Consider the following 19,820-nt stretch of genomic DNA (forward strand, 5'->3'; position numbering starts at 1 on the left):
CGAAACGGTGAGCAAGAATACTGATTCAAATCAATTCTGAACTAAAACTACCCTAAAGTGGTAGCCCTAAAATGGTAGTACCAAAGAGTAGGTAAAAGTGTAAGGTGTAAATAGCACTTGGAAGAAGATAATTTAAGGAGTGATTAAGATGAATGTACATGACTTTAAAGTAAGAGCAGTGTCGGGTGAGTTAGTTAGCTTGTCTAAGTATCACGGCAAGATATTATTGATTGTTAATATTGCAACCAAGTGTGGTTTAACACCGCAGCTAGAAGGTTTGGAAACGCTACATCAAGCCTATAAAGACAAAGGATTTGAAGTGCTGGGTTTTCCTTGTAATCAATTTTTGGAGCAATCGCCAGAAGATGATCAAGGTATTATGGATTTCTGTCAGGTGAACTATGGCGTGAGCTTTACCAACTTCGCTAAAATTGAAGTCAATGGCCCAGATGCCGATCCATTATTTAAGCATTTGAAAATGCAGCGGCATGACGATAAATCCAATGATGCCTCAGAAAGTTTACTTGAAAAGCTCACCTCAATTGGTCAAGTCTTTGATGATGGGGAACTCAAATGGAACTTCACCAAATTTCTTGTCGATGGAGAGGGGAAAGTGGTTGAGCGTTATTCGCCAACCTATTTGGCAGAAGAGCTTGCTGAAGATATTGAAAAGTTGCTCTAAATCCTTCGTACTTGAAGATGCAGCTTTGTTGACTGCACTCATTCACCCCAATCACATAGGCGAGCTATGCTCATGGGGCTTCATTCACTTGTCGCCTCACTGCAACTCCAATTACTTTGGCTATAGATAGTCTGCGGATAAATCCAATAAAAAAGCTTCCAATTTACTAGAAGCTTTTTGTATGTGCTGCTGAATTATTGATTGTGATTGGTAATATTCTTAATAAGGTAGCGACTAGGTAAGATAGCTATTAATCACGATCAACTGCAAATGGCGACCAAGCTTGACGAGTTGGCATGACTTCTAATCGGTTGATGTTGATGTGATCTGGCAATGTCGCAACATAGAACATTTGCTCAGCAATATCTTCAGCGCTTAGCGGAGTGGTGGTTTTGTATAGATTATCAGAGGCAGCCTGATCGCCTTTAGTGCGAACTAGTGTAAATTCGGTTTCCGCCATGCCAGGGGCAATATCTGTGACACGCACACCGGTGCCTAATAAATCACAACGTAAGTTATAGCTAAATTGTTTTACAAAGGCTTTGCTCGCACCGTAAACATGGCTGCCAGGGTATGGCCACTCACCCGCAATTGAACCAATATTAATTACGCTTGAACCTGCACCCGTTTCAATTAGGGTTGGTAGTAGGGCATGAGTCACATTGACCAAACCAGTAATGTTGGTATCGATCATAGTATGCCAATCTTTAAGGTCGACCTTTTCAGCACTTTGTGGTGCAAGAGCAAGACCGGCATTGTTAATCAATACTTTGATTTGAGAAAATTCAGCAGGCAGTTCGGCAACGGCAGTTTTCACCGCTTGGTCATCACGAACGTCGAGCTGCATGATATGTACCGGAACGCCGCTTAATTCTTCTTTCAATTCAATTAAACGTTCCATGCGACGGCCAGATAAAACTAAAGACCAACCATCTTGAGCAAAACGACGCGCAGCCGCTCGGCCAAATCCAGAAGTGGCACCCGTGATAAAAGCGATATTTGTCATAAATCGTTCCTTGTTTGAAAGTGATAAAGAATGGCGGAATAGCGAGAAGCTGTCCTATTGCCGTTAATCATACCGAGATAAATGAGGCATAACAAAGAAATAGATGGCTTATTGAATTCTTCATTTTGAAGTTACTTGGCTGAACGCCAGTAAGCGATTTTTGAAAGGATAAAAAATCGCCTGAATAATTAGATATTCAGGCGATTGATATACACCCAGTTACTTTGGCTATAAAAGCTAGTAAACGACAGGCTAGTCGATTTGCTTATCTTTAGTGAAAGATAAAATAGCGATGCAAATGGCCGCCACAGCAGCAAATCCACCTAGGATAATCGCAGGCATGGCTGCGTAACCTAATATATGCCAGATAACGTATTCTAGAGTACCCATAAATCTTTCTCCTTTTTATCTGGTGGTTTATTGCCAGCCTTCCACATCTCTCATGTCAGGCAATTTATGTGCGATGCCTTTATGACAATCTACACATGTTTTATCGCCATCAGCCAGTGCTGTCGAGTGCTGTTTTATGGCTCGCGGACCTTGTTCTGAGAAATCCATGTAGTTAAATTGGTGACAGTTACGACATTCTTTCGAGTCGTTCTCTTTCATCCTTTGCCACTCACGGTGAGCAAGGTGGCCACGACGCGCTTTAAATTTCTCTTCAGTATCAATGGTACCGATAAAGTGGAAAAGTAGCTCTTTTGATGCTTGTACTTTACGTACAATTTTGTCTGTCCACTGATGTGGTACGTGACAGTCTGAACAAATGGCACGAACACCAGAGCGGTTAGAGTAGTGAATAGTTTCACGAATCTCTTTCACGATAGGTGCGTGACAACCAGAACAAAATTCTTCTGTGTTGGTTGCTTCCATACCAGTGTTAAATGCGCCCCAGAAGAGTAGACCACCCATAAAGCCCATAAACAGGATAACGCCTGCTGCTGCTTTACTTGGGGTGGATAAACGCTTCCAAAAGTTTTTTAAGATTTTCATAATCGTCTCTCTTTTGGCCTAGGTTCACTCTTTCATCATATTGATTTACAGTTCACCTAGGCGCAGCGTTTATTTTAATGAGTCTACTGGCTCATATTTGTTCTCAACTAACGGTTTTGCATCTGCTTGAGGTACGTGACATTGCAAACAGAAGTAACGACGAGGTGATACGTCAGACAATACCGCGTCTTGACGGTTTACATAGTGCGTTACACTGATTTTTGTCGCCCCCATCTCTTTAGCATTTTTCCAGCTATGACAAGCAAGGCATTTGTTAGCATTTAACGACACTTCGTAGTTACGAATCGTATGTGGTATCAATGGTGGTTGGTACACATAGTTGCTATCGACTTTGTGATCTTTTGGGAAACGTTTAAAGTCGTCGGCAGGGCGTGTTGCTTCAAGTTCGGCACTACCACGTAATGATTGAACACCACCGATACCACCTGGATTGGTTTTAGCGGGGGTAATGATGTCACCATCTTCAGCTTGTACGGCACCTATGATCAATGCACTTGCGGCGATCAATGCCATGATGATTTTTTTCATAATCTTCTCCGATTCTTTGTTGGCCATTCATGTCGAATGGCCATCATTTCTTATTGCTCGTGCTTAAATCAGTCTTAAACACTGCCAACTTTCGTGATCTTCACAGGACATTTCTTGTAGTCAGTCTGTTTAGATAGTGGGTCAGTCGCATCTAAAATCAATTTGTTGACTAGGATACGAGCATCAAAGAACGGTACGAAAACCAAGCCTTGTGGCGGACGGTTACGACCACGAGTTTCAACACGGGCGCGCACTTCACCACGTGGCGATTGGATAAGAACTTCATCACCACGGCGTAAGTTACGAGCTTCTGCATCATCGGGATGAATGAAGCAATGCGCATCTGGTACAGCTTTATATAGCTCCGGCACACGACGAGTCATGGTGCCGGTATGCCAGTGCTCAAGAACACGGCCAGTACATAACCATAAATCGAATTCTTCATTTGGCACTTCCGGTGGTGCTTCGTAAGGCGCTGAAATAATTAGCGCTTTACCATCAGCTTGACCATAGAAGTCACGACCAGCACGTTTTGCGTATGGGTCATATTCTGGGTTAAAGCGCCATAAGGTTTCTTTACCATCGACGACCGGCCAACGTAGACCACGTACTGTGTGGTAAACATCGTAAGGTGCTAAGTCATGACCGTGGCCACGACCAAATTCAGCGTATTCTTCAAACAGGCCTTTTTGTACGTAGAAACCAGCTGATTTAGCATCATCGTTAAGCTCTTGCGCTTCTTCTAGCGGGAACTTATCAACATTACCGTTGCGGAATAAGATATCGTACATGGTCTTGCCGCGAAGCTCTGGTGCTTTCGCCATCAACTCTTCAGGCCACACCTCTTCAATTTTGAAGCGTTTTGAGAATTCCATGATTTGCCAAAGGTCAGATCTTGCCCCTTCAACAGGTGATACTTGTTGGTACCAAGCTTGAGTACGGCGTTCTGCGTTACCGTAAGCGCCTTCTTTTTCAATCCACATTGCCGTTGGAAGAATCAGGTCAGATGCTTGCGCGGTGACTGTTGGGTATGGGTCTGAACATACGATGAAGTTATCAGGGTTGCGGTAACCAGGAAGACGTTCAGTATTGATGTTTGGACCGGCTTGCATGTTGTTGTTACACATTACCCAGTAAGCATTGAGTACGCCGTCATTCAACATGCGATCTTGCTGTACTGCGTGGAAGCCAGGTTTTGGTGGAATAGTACCTTCTGGTAGTTTCCAAATTTTCTCAGCAATCGCACGGTGTTTAGGATTGGCAACGACCAGATCTGCTGGTAGACGGTGTGAGAAGGTACCTACTTCACGAGCTGTACCACACGCCGATGGCTGACCAGTTAGTGAGAACGGGCTGTTGCCTGGTTCTGAAATCTTACCTGTCAGCAAGTGTAGGTTGTACACTAAGCTTTGCATCCAAACGCCACGAGTATGTTGGTTCATACCCATCGTCCAAAGTGACATCACTTTACGGTTTGGATCCGCATATTGCTTGGCTAGTTCAATGAGGTCTTCTGGTAGTACCCCTGACATTTCAGAGGCTTTTTCTACGGTGTATGGCGCCACTGATTTTTTGTAGGCTTCAAAGCTGATATCAGACATGTCGCCTGAGTTCGGGTTTTTCGCTTTTAGCTGTAGAGGGTCGTCATCACGCAGGCCGTAACCAATATCGGTTACTGCTTGTTTAAAGTGGGTGTGCTTATTTACGAAATCCCAGTTTACTGCATCATTTTGGATGATGTAGTTAGCAATGAAGTTAGCAATCGCAAGGTCTGATTGAGGGTGGAAAACCATGCCGCGATCAGCTAATTCAAAAGAACGGTGATAGTAAGTTGAAAGAACGTTTACTTTCACATGTGGGTGACTTAAACGACGGTCAGTAATACGAGTCCAAAGTACAGGGTGCATTTCTGCCATGTTTGAACCCCAAAGTACGAAAGAATCCGCATGTTCGAAATCATCGTAACAACCCATTGGTTCATCAATACCGAAAGTACGCATGAAACCAACTACCGCAGAAGCCATACAGTGACGAGCATTCGGGTCGATGTTGTTAGATCGGAAACCTGCCTTCATTAATTTAGAAGCCGCGTAACCTTCCATGACTGTCCACTGGCCAGAGCCAAACATACCGACGCTGGTGGGGCCTTTTTCTTTAAGGGCTTTTTTGAATTTCTCAGCCATTACATCGAAAGCTTGATCCCAAGAAACAGGTGCAAACTCACCATTCTTATCGAACTTCCCATCTTTCATACGCAATAATGGCGTATTCAAACGGTCTTTACCGTACATGATTTTCGATAAGAAGTAGCCTTTAATACAGTTCAAACCTTTGTTTACTGGCGCTTCAGGATCACCTTGTGTTGCCACAACGCGGCCATTTTGCGTACCAACTAAAACCGAACAGCCAGTACCACAAAATCGGCATGGAGCTTTATCCCATTTGATGGCGGTTTCGTCTGAGCTTACGATCAGGTTAGTAGCAGAAGCGGGGAGGGTTATCCCTGCGACGGCGGCGGCGGAAACGGCTGCATTTGCTTTAACAAACGCACGTCTTGTCATTTTCATACATCACCCTCGGGTTTTTAATCCAGTGTTTTACTTAAAAATAATTAAGTACTTAATTGTTATTATTCCGTTATTTCTGCTTCATCATCGAGATTGTCCTCGATTTGATGAAAAACTAATGCGGTGCTTAAGACGTGATCAAGTTGATTGATCGCATCAATGGTGTCGGTAATGTAACCCTGATTTTCAGTTTCAATTACGACAACCAATTTCCCTTCTTCGCTTTCGCCGTAGATTTCGGTTCCTTCAAAAGACTCTATTGCCGTTTTTATGGATGCTAAATGTTCGGGTATAACATGAACGACTAAACTTGAGATATGAACTTCATTAAGCGACATTACAGCTCTCTATATTGTTATTAGGTTTATTCAAACCAATTAATTTACGACTCTTTAATGGTAATGGCTGATGTTGGACAGACTGATATACAGGCACCACAACCATTACAGAGATGCGTATCTATTTCGGGCTGAGCGACTGTGCCTATCGCCAATTTAAAACGAATAGCTTGAGGCTCACAACTGTCACCACATGAACGACAGTCAACATTTTTTTTGGCTAAACACTCATCAGTAATGTGCGCTTTGACCTGCCAAGGAAGGTCTGTTTTAGGGTGAAATAAAGGCTCGGGACAACTTTCTGCACATTGATAACAAAAAGTGCACTCACCATAATTAAAATCAACCCGAGGAAAGCCACCATCTGAGGTTTTTATTATTTTTTCAGGGCATGCTTGAATGCATTTTCCACATTGGATACACGCATCGGTAAAAATATGGTTTTTCACCCAAGGTAAATTGGGTTTATCGGCATCTTTACGGCGAGTAAATAATTGCCGCCTTGAGAGGTTTACTTGAGAGTTAGACACGCCAGATACCTTGTAAAACGAACCCGTTATCATGACCAATAATAGTTCAGTTAAATATTTTAATTTCCCACACGAAAATTGTAGTTTTTATAGGTAAAGCTGAAATACCTACAAAGGGGTAATTGAGGGGTAGGGTTGTTCTAGATCAATTAATCACTTGTAGAAAGCTCACATATTTTCCATCGTTCAAGTAATATTACCTATAGAAGAAAGGTTTATTTCGATTAAAAACTAGGTGATAGGTGAATATTCTCGTTAATTCAGACCATTATGTGGCCCCAAAAAAACCGATTGCAACAACGATAGCGAAGGGACTCGGCTCAATTATTATATTAGCCCTTGTGGCGATATTTGTTGCGATGTTCACTATCACCTATAGTTTAAAAGATGCTGAAGTGATCAATGTAGCAGGATCGTTAAGGATGCAAAGTTATCGCTTAGCGTATGATATTCAAAGTCAATCTCCGCAGCTTACACAACATATGGTAAGTATGGATAAATCGCTTCGATCATCGAGTATGCAATCACTTGATAATGTATTAGTACCCAACACTATTCGTGAACAATACCAAAAAATTGTAGAGCGATGGTCTCAGCTTTCATCTCAAATTCAATCTGGTAATCAAAATGTGTATTTACATCAAGTGAGCACATTGGTCGATGAGCTTGATTTGTTCGTATTAAATTTGCAGCGCTTTTCTGAAAATAAACTAAAGATGTTTGCTCTGGCTGGTGCATTATGTCTGTTTTTGATTTTTGGAATCACGGTTTTAATTGTTCGATTTACCCGAAATAAAGTCGTCAAGCCTTTAGCCCAATTGGTTGCAGCGAGCGAATCGATTCAAAATAAAAACTTTGATATTCAGTTAGATATGAATAATCAAACTGAATTAGATGTATTGAATCTATGCTACCAGTCGATGGCTCGAGAGTTGGCGTTATTTTATCATGGCTTAGAGTTGGCTGTTGATGAGAAAACCAGAGAATTACAGCAAGCGAATGATTCATTAAAAATTTTATATAATTGTTCAGAAGCGTTGTCGAGTTCGCGGTTAACAATTCATGATTTTCAGTTGGTATTGGACACTTTTAAACGAGTGGATGGAATACAGGCTTGTCGTTTATCGATCGATGAAAATGAAGGGGGCCAAATTCAACTCGTCTCTGGTCATTGTGATCAATATTCAAGTTGGAAAAGTTTTTCATTAGAAGAAAATGGTATGCCATTAGGTAAGCTCGAATGGCAACAAACACAAAATAAAGCCGTGAACTTAGTGATGGAGAGCTTAGGTCATATTATTGCTAGAGCTTTGTATTTTAGCCATAATCAAAAGCAAACCGAACAACTGATCTTAATGCAAGAACGTGCGACTATTGCACGGGAGTTACATGATTCATTAGCGCAGTCATTGTCATACCTAAAAATTCAAGTCACTTTACTTAAGCGGAGTTTAAATCAAGATCTTTGTGCTAAACGTTGCGAGGTTGCAACAGACATCATTCAGGACGTTGATGAAGTATTAGCCCAAGCTTATACTCAATTAAGAGAGCTCTTAAGTACTTTCCGCCTTAAAATTGAAGAGGCTCATTTTGGCGAAGCATTGAAGCAGCTACTGGAGCCACTTAAAGCACATACAAAAGCTCAGTTAATCGTTGATAATCAATTGCTTTCAATTGATTTAGATGCACAACAACAAGTACATTTACTGCAATTTATACGAGAAGCTGTACTCAATGCAATTAAACACTCATCAGCCGATCACATTAATGTGAATTGTTACCATGAAAATAATCTTATCCATATTAATGTTGATGATGACGGTGTTGGTTTTGATATTAATAAGCCTAAGCTCAACCATTACGGATTGAGCATTATGAAAGAGAGAGCTTCTCGTTTAAAGGCAGATTTTAAGATTACTTCAGAGCGAGGACAAGGTAGTAAAGTAAGCTTACAAATGGAATTAACTAATCTGAACCCTGGATAATTTAAGCCTCACCAGCACACCTCTTTTTGCGTCTAACGTCGTTAAAATTAACGCAATACGCCAGCTATGGACTTATGATTTTGCTAGTTATCTATCAAAAATAGAGGCACTCTGGTACAGAGTTAACTAACGTGTTGATATACAAAATTAATTCACTTTCTTATCCGCAGTTCAGGTTAACGAATAACAATGATAATAAGAGCGACGAAGAAGAGTAATATCATCGTCACTTGGGTATAAATACTCTTCTTCTTTTTTGAACATAGATTAGTAGGTAATAACGAGATGACAAATTTAGTATCAAAAGTTTTATTGGTTGATGATCATCCATTAATGCGTCGTGGTATTGGTCAACTACTGAATTTAGAATGCTGCTTTGAAGTAGTAGGAGAAGCCAGTAATGGGGTAGATGCTATCGCGCTTGCCAATGAATTTGATCCCGACATTATTTTGTTGGACCTAAATATGAAGGGCATGTCGGGTTTAGATACTTTAAAAGCGATGCGCAAAGAAAATATTGATAGTCAGATTATTATTTTAACCGTATCTGATAATCCAGCGGACATTGATGCACTAGTCAAAGCACAAGCGGATGGTTATTTGTTAAAAGATAGTGAGCCTGAAGAACTGATCGAACTATTAAAGCAAGCACAGCAAGGTGAGCCAGTTTATAGTCACCTAGTAAAAGAGCATTTAGAAACGCGTGGTGAAGGCGATAACTTAATGGATCAGCTCACTGACCGTGAAATGCAAATTTTGAAAGAAGTCGCAAAAGGTTATCGTAATAAACAAATTGCGGATCGCCTATTTATCTCAGAGTCGACAGTAAAAGTGCACATGAAAAGCTTGTTAAAGAAGCTGAATGTTGCCTCAAGAACGGCCGCGACAGTCTTGTACTTAGATACTTATGGCCGAGATTAATCACTTCTTTGTCTTGGTATCAAGCTACAATTTTGACAATATAGTCACTCCTTTCGTTTAATGCTGGATGTTTTATGTTTACAGGTATTGTTCAAGCCGTTGCAACACTGAAAAAAGTTACCGATCATCAGGGTATTCGTAGCTTTGATATTGCTTTCCCTGAAGGCTTTTGTCAGGAAATTGAAATTGGTGCTAGCGTTGCCATTGAGGGTGTTTGCTTAACGGTGACTGAAATAGTAAGCGCTAACATTTTGCGTTTTGATGTGATGCTAAAAAGCCTGCAAATTACCACCCTCAGTGAAGTGGTAGAAAACGATACAGTGAATGCAGAACGTGCCGCGAAAGATGGTGCTGAGATCGGTGGACATCCACTTTCTGGCCATGTTGATTTTTGCGCTCAAGTCGTCAGTGTTGAGCATATTGAAGAAAACTACCGCATCCGTATTGGGGTAAGACCTCAATGGTTACGTTATATTTTCCCGAAAGGTTATATTGCGATTAATGGCGCGAGCTTAACTATCTCTGATGTTGATAAAAAACAAGGCTGGTTTGATGTTTGGCTGATCCCTGAAACTCGCCGAATGACGACGTTTGAATTGAAGCAAGCCGGTTCTAAGTTAAACATCGAAATCGAACGCAGTACCCAAGTTCTAGTGGATACGGTGCGCGATACTCTAGAAGAGAACCTAGGTGAATTATTCCCTGCTTTAGAGAAATTATTAGAGAAAAATAATATTCACTTAGACCAATTAGCAAAAATGAAAAATAAGTAATAACGAACGGTTTATTCTATTCCGTGACATTAACCATGATGAGTGTGTGATCAACAATCGTTTACATGCTTATGAGTTGTATTTTATGTCTAGCTTAAAAGGTTAAGCTAAGGTGATAAAAATAGTGAATATGAGAGGGTAGGCTAAGGCTTCCTCTCTTTTTTATCCAGCGTCTTATATACAACATTCTTGCTGAAAGCAGAAGCAAGTGAATATCGTGAATCACTGGCTATAGAAAAAGAGCTTGAAGAAGTTAGTAGCGTAGCCTAATTCAACATGTTTAAATAAATGTTGAGATTTAGCTTAGTCTTATGCGTTAGGTTAGTTATTTTAGCCTAACACATAACATGTTTTACTTAACGTTTTATATTTGAGCCTAACGTATAAGAAAACGAGTCTGTAAGGCCAGTGTTACTTAATAGCCTCATTGAGTAAGGTTATAAACTCGGAACAGTCACCAGCATAATTGGGATATGCTTGACTTATAGAGCTCATTTTCTCTGTTGAAACAAGTAAAGCATTTAGATGCTCAAAGCCTGTGAAAGTCTTTTCTATTAAGTTATACCGTGCAATGGCTTGCTTTTTTTTATCGTAAACCTCTTCTAGAAAGATTTCTTGTTCAGCCTCATTTATCAGAAATAAAACATGCTGGTGCTTGCTGTCACTAATAAGGGTTTCTAATTTCTTATTCATCATCTGAAATGATTCTAATCTATGAATTGCATGTAATTCATGGTTTAACTCTATCAATCGATGATTGATTGCTTGTTTTTCTTGATCGGTTAGTACAATGATTTTTTCCTTATCAGCAATATAGTCGCTCATGCAAATAAGCAATTGTTCCCATTGTTTTTGTACTTGAGGTTTATATAACTCATCATGCGAGTGTGTTTTGATTTTTGTGTGCTCTAATAAATCAATTATTTCAACTGTAGTTGCCCAGGCATGCTGGTTTTCGGTTCTTAATTGAGCTTCAACTTTAAATGTTTTGCTTTGATTCGTGTGATATTTAAAATGAATATGGAGACTTCGATAGCGACAATCGTTATCCTTAGGATCTGCTATATAATCTCGCGATCGAATTATTTCAATTCTCTGAATACCAGCCACTTTTTCTTCGATGTAGTTGGTTATTTGCCTTAATATCTCCATGTTTGGAAGTATCAAACGGCATCCAGCAATATCAACCATGGTCTTTACACATGTTTTATTTGGTGTTTTTCCATCAAGAGAAGGGCGTTGTAACTTGTTAATGATGGTATCAGTACGTTTTAAGCGGCCAACAGGCGTTATTTTTAATTCTAAGTGATCACAGCATTGTGATAAAAAATATGAAATAGTTTTTAATGGCTGTTCATGAGCTTCACGAAAGGCTTGGATAACGGCTAAAGATTTTTTAAGTCGCCTTCTTGTTTTCTGTAAGCATCACTCGCTTTATATCTTTACCTGAATAAGTGAACTTTTCAGGAACTAAATCTTGTTCTTGGATGAAGCTTTCGAGGGATTGCTCAACCTCAGTAATAGAGTCTTCATCTAAAGAAAAAGTGCCATCAACTTTAAAGTTAATGACACCTAAATCTGTTTCGCAATTATGCTTCTTTTTATCATCTATAGACACGTAGTGTGTCCTGTTTTTTGAATGTTGTCGTAGTGCTTTTGAATTAGCGCATCAGGGATAATTTGTTGTGGGTTTTTATCCCACGTTATTTTCCATGGGCTACCATCTCTATGTGTTAATTCAACAAGCTGAGGACCAGAATAATCGCCTAATTTGGTTACTACATCTCGAATGATGCTATCGCTTTCAGCATCAAGACATGTATCACTTTCTTCGGTTATTACCGTTGAGCCAAATGTTTTAAATCTAAAATAAACAGAAGGTACAACTGGTCCATACTGCCATGCGTAAACGTCTTCGATAATCAATGGTCGTTTAAAGTGAGATAGCGACAGACCATGACATACATAAGTCAACTTTTGCAGTTGCAAATTGGTGAAGCATTTACCTTGCTTTTTCGCATGAGCGAGTAAGCGAAACGCAACATCAACAGCGCTGTAGGTATGATAGGCTTTCATTTTTAATCCAATTAGTTATGTAAGTTTACGATACGAATTTTTTAGCAGTTTAGATACTCATATTAATACAATATGCGACATATTGCTATAAGTTGCCTTATTGTTACTGTGTTTTTATACAGCTCCCTTCGTGGGAAACTGTATAATTATATATGGTTAAAATCAATGAGTATCAAATCTATTAAAACTGGCTATTAAGTCGATTGCCATCCTCCGGTTGAGAGAGTAAGTGCTATCGTAAAAATCACTCTCTACTAAACCCGAATCTCAATAGTACGAGCGTCACTTATTAGTTATTTGTAACAACGAGAATGGTCAGGAGAAACCACAGGGTCAACGCTCTTTAGCTGAGCTTATTGAACGATGGTTCCTGACTACCTCAATGAAGCACTCACGCTTAATCCCCTGTCCACAATTTGACCAAAACTATGCTAAAAAACCTGTATTTTATGCGTTAGTAATATGTGTTAACTTACTGTTTTTAAAGTTAAATGTATGTTTTTATGGGTATAAAAAAGCCCCTCAGTAAGGGGCAAACGTTCCATCGCTTTTTTATAGTTATTCTTAGTGTTAGGCGCCGTTTTTTAGAGCCTAACGACCTACTTACCTTTTAACCGAAATCACCATTCACATAACCTTGTGTGCGGTCATCTTTCGGGTTGCTGAAGATGATTTGTGTTTCATCATGCTCAACCAGTTCACCCATTAAGAAGAAGGCGGTACGGTCTGAAATACGACGTGCTTGCTGCATTGAGTGAGTCACGATAACGATGGTGAACTCTTTCTTTAGGGATTCCATCAATTCTTCAATTTTATGAGTGGCAATTGGGTCAAGTGCAGAGGTTGGTTCATCCATTAAAATCACATCAGGCTGCATGGCAATGGTTCGAGCAATACATAAACGTTGTTGCTGACCACCAGATAGGCCAAACGCATGTGATTTCAAACGGTCTTTCACTTCATCCCATAACGCTGCGCCGCGTAGTGATTTTTCTACTACTGAATCAATATGCTTTTTATCTTTAATCCCTTGAGCACGTAGGCCGTATGCGACATTTTCATAAATGCTCATTGGAAATGGATTCGGTTTTTGGAATACCATTCCCACCTTAATACGTAGATCTGATACGTCAATGTTGCCATAAATATCGTTGTCATCCATTGACACTTTACCCGTGATTTTAACCCCTGCAATTAAGTCGTTCATGCGATTTAAACAACGTAATAGAGTGGATTTTCCACAACCTGATGGGCCGATGAGAGCCGTCACTTTCTTTTGTGGAATCGGTAAATTAATGTTTTTAAGTGCTTGGTTATCACCATAAAAAAGATCTAGATTTTCGATATTAAATTTATTCATTGTCTTATTCTCTAATTTGTCGAGGTAGCCGCCACTTGTGTACTTAGCCACTACCTATCATTCTGTTTAAAGTTAAATTCGTGTTTGTAAGTTAGTAATTCGCTTTATTGAAGCGGCTTGCTATCAGTTTCGTTAGCATATTAATGAGAAGTACTAATACGATTAACACCGTTGCGGTTCCGTAGGCTTGGTTCCATTCGTCTACAGTAAATAACTCGGTTGTTAATTTATAAAGGTGAACGGTTAGCGTACGGCCTGAATCAAGTAGTGATTCTGGAATACGAGCAACCATACCTGCGGTTAAGAACACCGGGGCAGATTCACCAATGACACGACCAATACTTAGAATGACCGACGTTAAAATACCTGGCATAGCACTTGGTAAAATTAAGCGCCAGATAGTATAGATTTTTGATGCACCAAGGCCGTAAGAACCTTCACGGTAAGTTTGTGATACCGCCATTAATGCTTCTTCAGTTGTACGAATGATCACAGGTAGAATCAAAATACTGAGCGTAAGAGCACCAGACAAGATTGAGAAACCAAAGCCCATTACCGCAACGAAGAATGTCATACCAAATAGACCAAAGATGATCGATGGAATACCGGCTAATGATTCAGTACAAAAACGGATCACTTTAACCAATTTACTACCCGGTTTGGCGTATTCGGTTAAGTAAATCGCCGTCATAATGCCGAGTGGAGCAGCCACCGCAATGGAAGCAATTACCATATAGATGGTAGACACGATCATCGGGAAAATACCGTGCTCCTCACCCGTACGAGTGTAGTCATCGGTGATGAAGTTCCAATTTACGTGCTGTAGGCCATTGGATAAGATGTACCAGATAATCCAGAACAAGAAACCAACGGTTAGACCAGCCGAAATCCAGATAAATACATTTAAAATAAGATCTTTATTTTGGCGTTGTTTTTTCAGTTTGAGTAATTCTGAGTCTTTTGAGAAATCCATAGTGCTTACCTCGCTTTCTGACGGTTAAGGTACAGAAGAGCTGCATTTAAAATCATGATGAAGACTAATAACACCACACCAGTTGCATAAAGCGCGTTGGCGTGAATACCACTTGCATAAGACATTTCAATGGCAATATTGGCGGTTAAGGTACGAGCTGAATCAAGAATGCCTTCTGGCATCGCAGGGGCGTTACCCATCACCATAATAATGGCCATGGTTTCGCCTAAAGCGCGGGCGATACCTAGGATGACACCAGTCATAATGCCTGAGCGAGCAGCAGGTAAGAGGATTTTAAATATCGTGAAGGTTTTTGAAGCCCCGAGTGCCAACGAACCTTCTTTATAAGCATGGGGTACCGCACGGATAGAGGTTTCTGAAACCGTAATTACCGTTGGTAGAATCATCACACCAAGTACAATAATACCGGCAAGAATGGTGTTACCCGCTGGAACTTCAAAGATTTGCTGAATGAGTGGCACGATGATCACCAGACCAAAGAAGCCGTACACGACGGAGGGAATACCCGCTAATAATTCAACCGCAGGACGAATGACATCGGCGACACGTTTAGGGGCAATTTCAGCAATAAAAATAGCGGTTAATAAGCCGACTGGTACTCCAACAAGGACAGCACCAAAGGTTGATACAATTGACGCGACGATCATGGTGTACACACCATATAACGCCGGTGGTAGCCAGTTATCACCTAATACAATGCCTGAAACGCCCACGGCTTTAAATGCAGGGATACTTTCAGCAATGATGAAATAAGCGATGAGGGCAAGAGACACGATACCTATAATGGCACTACCTAAAAATAAGCCGTGGAAAATTTTCTCTTTCCAGTCGATACCTTTTTTCTGGCGTAAGTTGCCATTGTTTTCAGACGTTGGGTCTTCCGAATTGGCGACAGTATTCATAAGCTTGTCACTATTTGTTGTTTGGTCACTATAAGTGGCGATGGTCATAATCAAAACTCACATATCGAAAATGTTTATACCTGTTAACATGCTGTTGCAGTTTTGTTGTGTTCACGGCAACTACAATGACTTTAGGTATGCTAAGTATCCGAGATGGAAAATAAGCTCAGCTCTTGCGAGCCGAGCAATTAAAGTGAAAGGTGTTGCTTAGTGGATATCAATATAGCCTTGTTCGGTTACTAACTTTTGAGCGTCTTTAGTTAGCATCCAATCTAGGAATTTTTGAGCCGTTGGTGTTGGACGACCTTCGTGGTAAAGCACTAGGAAAGGACGAGCAACTTTGTAAGTATCATTCTTAACATTTGTAACGGTTGCCTCAACGCCATCAACTGTGAGTGGGTGAACCGTGTTATCAACCGTACCTAATGAGATGTAACCGATAGCGTAAGGGTTGCTTGCGACCATTGTTTTTAGACCGCCGTTACCGTTAGCAACTTGAGCACGTTGAGAAATAGCCGATACTTTCATATCGTTCACTTTCATTTTTAAATTCATGATGTCTTCAAATGCGCCACGAGTACCAGAGGCAGTATCGCGTGTAATGGCGACGATAGGCTTGTCTTCACCACCAACGTCTTTCCAGTTAGTGATTTCGCCTTTATAAATTTTCGTGATCTGCTCAGAAGTTAAACCCTTCAATGAGTTTTTTGGGTTAACAACAACGGCGATACCATCACGTGCAACGACTTCTTCTATTAATGTCGGCTCTTTTTCTTCCGCCTTTAAAGCACGAGAAGACATGCCAAGGTCAGCTGAATTATTTTTTGCAGCTTTGATACCAGCCGAAGAACCAGGACCTTGAACTTCAATAAATACATCCGAGTTGGTTTTCATGTATGTTTCAGCAAAGACTTCCATTAACGGAGTAACACTACTTGAACCTACCGCAGAGATAGTTTCTTTGGCTGATACTGGGTTTACTGATAGCGCGCTTAGGATTGCTAGAGCGCTGATTACTGTCTTTTTCATACTTTCGTTTCCTTTATGGCTTCATGCCGTTAAGTCGTTCAGTTGACGAAAGCCACTTTAGGGTTGGAATATGACAGTTGTGTTACATTAATTTGAAACATAAATGACAGAGGTGAATCTTGTTGATGACCTGCAAGAGAAAAGAATTGAAGAATGTGTATGGTCAAATAGAGTGTCGAACGACAAATCTTCTGAATTTGAAGCGGTAGCCTTAAGTTAACAACCGCTTCAATAGCAGATTAGGATAATGGTTAGCCGAATTCACCACCAATGTATTCTGCTGTCATGGTTTGTTTGGGCTGGATGAAAATTTGCTCGGTTTCACCAAATTCGATCAATTTACCCAAGTGCATGAAAGCGGTAAAATCAGAAATTCGCTTCGCTTGTTGCATGTTGTGCGTCACGATCACGAGAGTAAATGATTTGCGGAGTTTGGTGATCAGCTTCTCGATGCCTTGAGTAGCAATAGGGTCAAGTGCAGAAGTCGGTTCGTCCATCAAGATCACTTCTGGTTTTAACGCTATGGTTCGTGCAATACATAAACGTTGCTGTTGACCACCCGATAGGCCCATTGCATCTACGTGCAGTTTATTTTTTACTTCTTTCCATAAACGAGCGTGCTCTAATGCATCTTGTACTCGCGTATCCATTTCTGCTTTCGATAGCTTTTCATTTAAACGAATACCAAACGCAATATTTTCATAAATGCTCATTGGAAATGGCGTGGGTTTTTGGAAAATCATACCAACTTTGCTGCGTAAGCCGTAACGGTCGATACCGCTGGCGAGAATGTTTTCATCATCGAGTAAAATTTTGCCTTCCGCGTATTGTTCATCGTATAAGTTATAAATACGGTTCATGGTGCGAAGTAGAGTTGACTTACCACAACCTGACGCGCCAATAATTGCGGTGACTTGCTTGTTATAAATGGACAAGTTAATGTCAAATAACGCTTGCTTCCCTTTGCCATAAAAAAAGTTTAAGCCTTGAATATCCATGCGCTTGCTGCGTGATGTCACTTCTTTATTGTTGGTCATAGTGGTATTCATTGTAATTATGTTACGGTCAGATACGGCCGTTTTGTTCGGAAATTGACTAACTTTAACTTGAGTGGTTGCATTCATAATGGGTTTATCCGTTTTGCTTTAGGTTTTTACGTTGGGTAAATTTCGCTAACCAAGCCGGTAAAAATCGAGAAATAATGTTTAGGCATAAAATAGTAACCGTGACGATCAACGCACCAGTCCAGGCTAAATTATTCCATGTGTCATAAGGACTCATTGCCAAGCGATAAATGGTGACAGGCAAGTTCGCTATCGGCCCATTCATATCAAATGACATAAAGGTATTATTTAATGCGGTAAAGAGCAAAGGAGCGGTTTCGCCACAAATGCGAGAAAATGACAATAAAATGCCAGTTAAAATACCTGCACCCACACTGCGATAACTGAGCGATAACGTCACTCTCCATTTCGGTAACCCGATGCCTGCACCAGCTTCACGAATGGTTTTCGGCACCAATTTCAACATCTCTTCTGTTGTAGAAATGATCATAGGCAGCGCGATGATTGCAAGTGCGATAGAACCCGCCCAACCCGAAAATCCACCAAATGGTTGCACAAAAATTTCGTAAATGAATAGACCAATCAAAATAGAAGGGGAACTCATTAACATGCCGTTTAAAAAGCGAATAGTATCGGCAAGTTTTGAGTCCTTACCATATTCCGACAACCAAGTGCCAGCGAGCAGACCAACCGGAATTGCAATAGCAATACCGACTAAGCTGATCATTAAGCTGCCGACGATGGCGTTAGCTAAGCCGCCTTCACTGCCAGGGCTTGGCATGGATTCGGTAAAGGTTGTCCAATGCAGCCCGTGTAAACCTTTACTTAATAAACTGTATAAAATGACAGCCAAAATCAATAAGCCTACACCAGTTGCGGCGTAGCATAAGGTCCGGAACACTTTACTTTTGACTGTGCGCCACTTGGCTCGAGACATGGAGGGAGAATGAGTCATTATTTCGCTCCTTTTCTAAGCTGAATACGGGCATAACCCATCACTATAAAAGTAACTAAGAACAAGACGAGACCGAGTTCTAAAAGCGATGCCAAGTGCATAGGGTTTGTCGCTTCATTAAATTGCTCTGCAATCGTGGCCGAAATTGAAGTAGCAGGCATAAACAATGAGGCGTTGATATCTTGTGAACCGCCGATCACAAAAGTGATGGCCATGGTTTCGCCTAAAGCACGACCTAATGACAAGATGAAAGCACCTAAGATTGAGCTTTTAATGGAAGGGAGTAAGACTTTCAAAATCACTTCACAAGAATGTGCACCAATGCCATAAGACGATTCACGTAATACATTTGGTACCGTTGTCAGTGCATCTTTAATCAGTGAAGTTAAGATCGGTAAAATCATAATCGCTAAGATGATGCCCGAAGTGAGCAAGCCTAAGCCGATCGGTGGACCTTCAAATAACACGCCAATGACTGGAAGTGGGCTGATATTTTCCAGTAACCACATTTGCACATGTTCAGAAAACCAAGGTGCAAAAACAAATAAGCCCCACATACCGTAGATAATACTAGGTACCGCAGCAAGCAACTCAATAGCAATACTAATCGGTTTTGCTAGCCATTTTGGCATTAATTCTGATAAAGAAATTGCAATCGCGATGCCAATAGGCGTCGCAAGTAATACTGCAATGAGGGCAGAAACGATGGTGCCATAAAGTGCGTTCGCCGCTCCAAAAAGAGATTGAACCGGATCCCAGTGAGTACTAGTAATAAAACTGAAACCGTATTCAGAGATGGCCGGTAATGCCCCACCAACTAATGAAGCAAATAACGCCACCATAAGTACAGTGATCAGCAATGCACTTGCAAAGCTGAGCTTTTGGAATAGTTTATCTGCACCTAAGTGAGATAATCGTCTTGATGGCGCTGCCGAAGTAGAAGATAAAACGCTCAAAGTGATATCCTGATGTATGTAATGAAATCAAATACCTTTTTCATTAGACACTGCAGCATCCAATGAAAAAGGTATCGGTATTACTGATTTCCGTGTTTGGTTAACTTAACAGCTTAAAATCTGAGCAATTGGAAACCTAA

At 40.7% G+C, this 19,820-nt stretch carries 21 protein-coding genes; 4 read left to right on the plus strand and 17 right to left on the minus strand.

Going from position 1 to position 19,820, the window contains the following annotated elements; all coding sequences use genetic code 11:
- The first annotated feature begins 148 nt into the window (after positions 1–148).
- A complete protein-coding gene (locus ACE3G9_RS00315) occupies positions 149–682 on the plus strand; it encodes a glutathione peroxidase (RefSeq protein WP_449218110.1) in 534 nt (177 codons plus the stop codon).
- 250 nt (positions 683–932) lie between these two features.
- On the opposite strand, the gene ACE3G9_RS00320 is transcribed toward ACE3G9_RS00315, so the two are convergent.
- The 7 genes from ACE3G9_RS00320 to napF all read right to left on the minus strand — a co-directional run bounded on the left by ACE3G9_RS00320 (position 933) and on the right by napF (position 6,665).
- Positions 933–1,688: an SDR family NAD(P)-dependent oxidoreductase gene (locus tag ACE3G9_RS00320; RefSeq protein WP_417880954.1), complete on the minus strand. Its 756-nt coding sequence runs from the start codon at positions 1,686–1,688 to the stop codon at positions 933–935.
- A gap of 252 nt (positions 1,689–1,940) precedes the next feature.
- Positions 1,941–2,078, minus strand: a complete 138-nt coding sequence (locus ACE3G9_RS00325) for a TIGR02808 family protein (protein ID WP_083962801.1) — start codon at positions 2,076–2,078, stop codon at positions 1,941–1,943.
- A gap of 27 nt (positions 2,079–2,105) precedes the next feature.
- Complete coding sequence (locus ACE3G9_RS00330) at positions 2,106–2,681, minus strand: NapC/NirT family cytochrome c (RefSeq protein WP_417880953.1); 576 nt, start codon at positions 2,679–2,681, stop codon at positions 2,106–2,108.
- Positions 2,682–2,750: 69 nt separating this feature from the next.
- Entirely contained in the window at positions 2,751–3,230 is a 480-nt protein-coding gene (locus ACE3G9_RS00335; protein ID WP_417880952.1) for a nitrate reductase cytochrome c-type subunit, read from the minus strand.
- 74 nt (positions 3,231–3,304) lie between these two features.
- A complete protein-coding gene (napA, locus tag ACE3G9_RS00340) occupies positions 3,305–5,797 on the minus strand; it encodes a periplasmic nitrate reductase subunit alpha (RefSeq protein WP_417880951.1) in 2,493 nt (830 codons plus the stop codon).
- A gap of 62 nt (positions 5,798–5,859) precedes the next feature.
- Positions 5,860–6,135 (minus strand): chaperone NapD, encoded by a 276-nt coding sequence (locus ACE3G9_RS00345; RefSeq protein WP_449218111.1) that lies wholly within the window; start codon positions 6,133–6,135, stop codon positions 5,860–5,862.
- Positions 6,136–6,179: 44 nt separating this feature from the next.
- The gene (napF, locus tag ACE3G9_RS00350; RefSeq protein WP_417880949.1) at positions 6,180–6,665 is read right to left on the minus strand and encodes a ferredoxin-type protein NapF; all 486 of its coding nucleotides are present in this window, start codon (positions 6,663–6,665) and stop codon (positions 6,180–6,182) included.
- A gap of 242 nt (positions 6,666–6,907) precedes the next feature.
- On the opposite strand from napF, the gene narQ reads away from it, so the two are divergent.
- The 3 genes from narQ to ACE3G9_RS00365 all read left to right on the plus strand — a co-directional run bounded on the left by narQ (position 6,908) and on the right by ACE3G9_RS00365 (position 10,344).
- A complete protein-coding gene (narQ, locus tag ACE3G9_RS00355) occupies positions 6,908–8,650 on the plus strand; it encodes a nitrate/nitrite two-component system sensor histidine kinase NarQ (protein WP_449218112.1) in 1,743 nt (580 codons plus the stop codon).
- 285 nt (positions 8,651–8,935) lie between these two features.
- Entirely contained in the window at positions 8,936–9,571 is a 636-nt protein-coding gene (locus ACE3G9_RS00360) for a response regulator (protein WP_417880947.1), read from the plus strand.
- Positions 9,572–9,645: 74 nt separating this feature from the next.
- On the plus strand, positions 9,646–10,344 hold the full coding sequence (locus tag ACE3G9_RS00365) for a riboflavin synthase subunit alpha (protein WP_449218113.1): 699 nt from the start codon (positions 9,646–9,648) through the stop codon (positions 10,342–10,344).
- A gap of 411 nt (positions 10,345–10,755) precedes the next feature.
- Here ACE3G9_RS00365 and ACE3G9_RS00370 read toward each other — a convergent pair whose 3' ends face one another.
- The 10 genes from ACE3G9_RS00370 to pstC (ACE3G9_RS00415) all read right to left on the minus strand — a co-directional run bounded on the left by ACE3G9_RS00370 (position 10,756) and on the right by pstC (ACE3G9_RS00415) (position 19,680).
- Positions 10,756–11,724 carry a RelA/SpoT domain-containing protein gene (locus tag ACE3G9_RS00370; RefSeq protein ID WP_449218400.1) on the minus strand — a complete coding sequence of 323 codons (969 nt, stop codon included), beginning with the start codon at positions 11,722–11,724 and terminating at the stop codon, positions 10,756–10,758.
- Positions 11,725–11,740: 16 nt separating this feature from the next.
- Positions 11,741–11,962, minus strand: a complete 222-nt coding sequence (locus ACE3G9_RS00375) for a hypothetical protein (protein ID WP_449218114.1) — start codon at positions 11,960–11,962, stop codon at positions 11,741–11,743.
- On the minus strand, positions 11,953–12,420 hold the full coding sequence (locus tag ACE3G9_RS00380; RefSeq protein WP_449218115.1) for a Panacea domain-containing protein: 468 nt from the start codon (positions 12,418–12,420) through the stop codon (positions 11,953–11,955). Before ACE3G9_RS00380 ends, ACE3G9_RS00375 begins: the two co-directional genes overlap by 10 nt.
- Before the next feature lie 610 nt (positions 12,421–13,030).
- Positions 13,031–13,780 carry a phosphate ABC transporter ATP-binding protein PstB gene (gene pstB / locus ACE3G9_RS00385; RefSeq protein WP_449218116.1) on the minus strand — a complete coding sequence of 250 codons (750 nt, stop codon included), beginning with the start codon at positions 13,778–13,780 and terminating at the stop codon, positions 13,031–13,033.
- Positions 13,781–13,871: 91 nt separating this feature from the next.
- Entirely contained in the window at positions 13,872–14,753 is an 882-nt protein-coding gene (gene pstA / locus ACE3G9_RS00390) for a phosphate ABC transporter permease PstA (RefSeq protein ID WP_449218117.1), read from the minus strand.
- Positions 14,754–14,758: 5 nt separating this feature from the next.
- Positions 14,759–15,724, minus strand: a complete 966-nt coding sequence (gene pstC / locus ACE3G9_RS00395) for a phosphate ABC transporter permease subunit PstC (protein WP_417880943.1) — start codon at positions 15,722–15,724, stop codon at positions 14,759–14,761.
- 159 nt (positions 15,725–15,883) lie between these two features.
- Positions 15,884–16,705 carry a phosphate ABC transporter substrate-binding protein gene (locus ACE3G9_RS00400; RefSeq protein WP_449218118.1) on the minus strand — a complete coding sequence of 274 codons (822 nt, stop codon included), beginning with the start codon at positions 16,703–16,705 and terminating at the stop codon, positions 15,884–15,886.
- Between the two features lie 251 nt (positions 16,706–16,956).
- Positions 16,957–17,754 carry a phosphate ABC transporter ATP-binding protein PstB gene (pstB, locus tag ACE3G9_RS00405; RefSeq protein WP_449218401.1) on the minus strand — a complete coding sequence of 266 codons (798 nt, stop codon included), beginning with the start codon at positions 17,752–17,754 and terminating at the stop codon, positions 16,957–16,959.
- Positions 17,755–17,836: 82 nt separating this feature from the next.
- Complete coding sequence (gene pstA, locus ACE3G9_RS00410) at positions 17,837–18,724, minus strand: phosphate ABC transporter permease PstA (protein ID WP_449218119.1); 888 nt, start codon at positions 18,722–18,724, stop codon at positions 17,837–17,839.
- On the minus strand, positions 18,724–19,680 hold the full coding sequence (gene pstC, locus ACE3G9_RS00415; protein WP_449218120.1) for a phosphate ABC transporter permease subunit PstC: 957 nt from the start codon (positions 19,678–19,680) through the stop codon (positions 18,724–18,726). Before pstC (ACE3G9_RS00415) ends, pstA (ACE3G9_RS00410) begins: the two co-directional genes overlap by 1 nt.
- Positions 19,681–19,820 lie beyond the last annotated feature (140 nt).

The sequence above is a fragment of the Vibrio sp. E150_018 genome (genome assembly GCF_053544035.1).

Excerpts from the sequence above, each read along its gene's own strand:
- ACE3G9_RS00315 (WP_449218110.1), top strand. The coding sequence starts at position 149 with ATGAATGTACATGACTTTAAAGTAAGAGCAGTGTCGGGTGAGTTAGTT.
- ACE3G9_RS00320 (WP_417880954.1), bottom strand. The coding sequence starts at position 1,688 with ATGACAAATATCGCTTTTATCACGGGTGCCACTTCTGGATTTGGCCGA.
- ACE3G9_RS00325 (WP_083962801.1), bottom strand. The coding sequence starts at position 2,078 with ATGGGTACTCTAGAATACGTTATCTGGCATATATTAGGTTACGCAGCC.
- ACE3G9_RS00330 (WP_417880953.1), bottom strand. The coding sequence starts at position 2,681 with ATGAAAATCTTAAAAAACTTTTGGAAGCGTTTATCCACCCCAAGTAAA.
- ACE3G9_RS00335 (WP_417880952.1), bottom strand. The coding sequence starts at position 3,230 with ATGAAAAAAATCATCATGGCATTGATCGCCGCAAGTGCATTGATCATA.
- napA (WP_417880951.1), bottom strand. The coding sequence starts at position 5,797 with ATGAAAATGACAAGACGTGCGTTTGTTAAAGCAAATGCAGCCGTTTCC.
- ACE3G9_RS00345 (WP_449218111.1), bottom strand. The coding sequence starts at position 6,135 with ATGTCGCTTAATGAAGTTCATATCTCAAGTTTAGTCGTTCATGTTATA.
- ACE3G9_RS00360 (WP_417880947.1), top strand. The coding sequence starts at position 8,936 with ATGACAAATTTAGTATCAAAAGTTTTATTGGTTGATGATCATCCATTA.
- ACE3G9_RS00365 (WP_449218113.1), top strand. The coding sequence starts at position 9,646 with ATGTTTACAGGTATTGTTCAAGCCGTTGCAACACTGAAAAAAGTTACC.
- ACE3G9_RS00380 (WP_449218115.1), bottom strand. The coding sequence starts at position 12,420 with ATGAAAGCCTATCATACCTACAGCGCTGTTGATGTTGCGTTTCGCTTA.
- pstB (WP_449218116.1), bottom strand. The coding sequence starts at position 13,780 with ATGAATAAATTTAATATCGAAAATCTAGATCTTTTTTATGGTGATAAC.
- pstA (WP_449218117.1), bottom strand. The coding sequence starts at position 14,753 with ATGGATTTCTCAAAAGACTCAGAATTACTCAAACTGAAAAAACAACGC.
- pstC (WP_417880943.1), bottom strand. The coding sequence starts at position 15,724 with ATGACCATCGCCACTTATAGTGACCAAACAACAAATAGTGACAAGCTT.
- ACE3G9_RS00400 (WP_449218118.1), bottom strand. The coding sequence starts at position 16,705 with ATGAAAAAGACAGTAATCAGCGCTCTAGCAATCCTAAGCGCGCTATCA.
- pstB (WP_449218401.1), bottom strand. The coding sequence starts at position 17,754 with ATGAATACCACTATGACCAACAATAAAGAAGTGACATCACGCAGCAAG.
- pstA (WP_449218119.1), bottom strand. The coding sequence starts at position 18,724 with ATGACTCATTCTCCCTCCATGTCTCGAGCCAAGTGGCGCACAGTCAAA.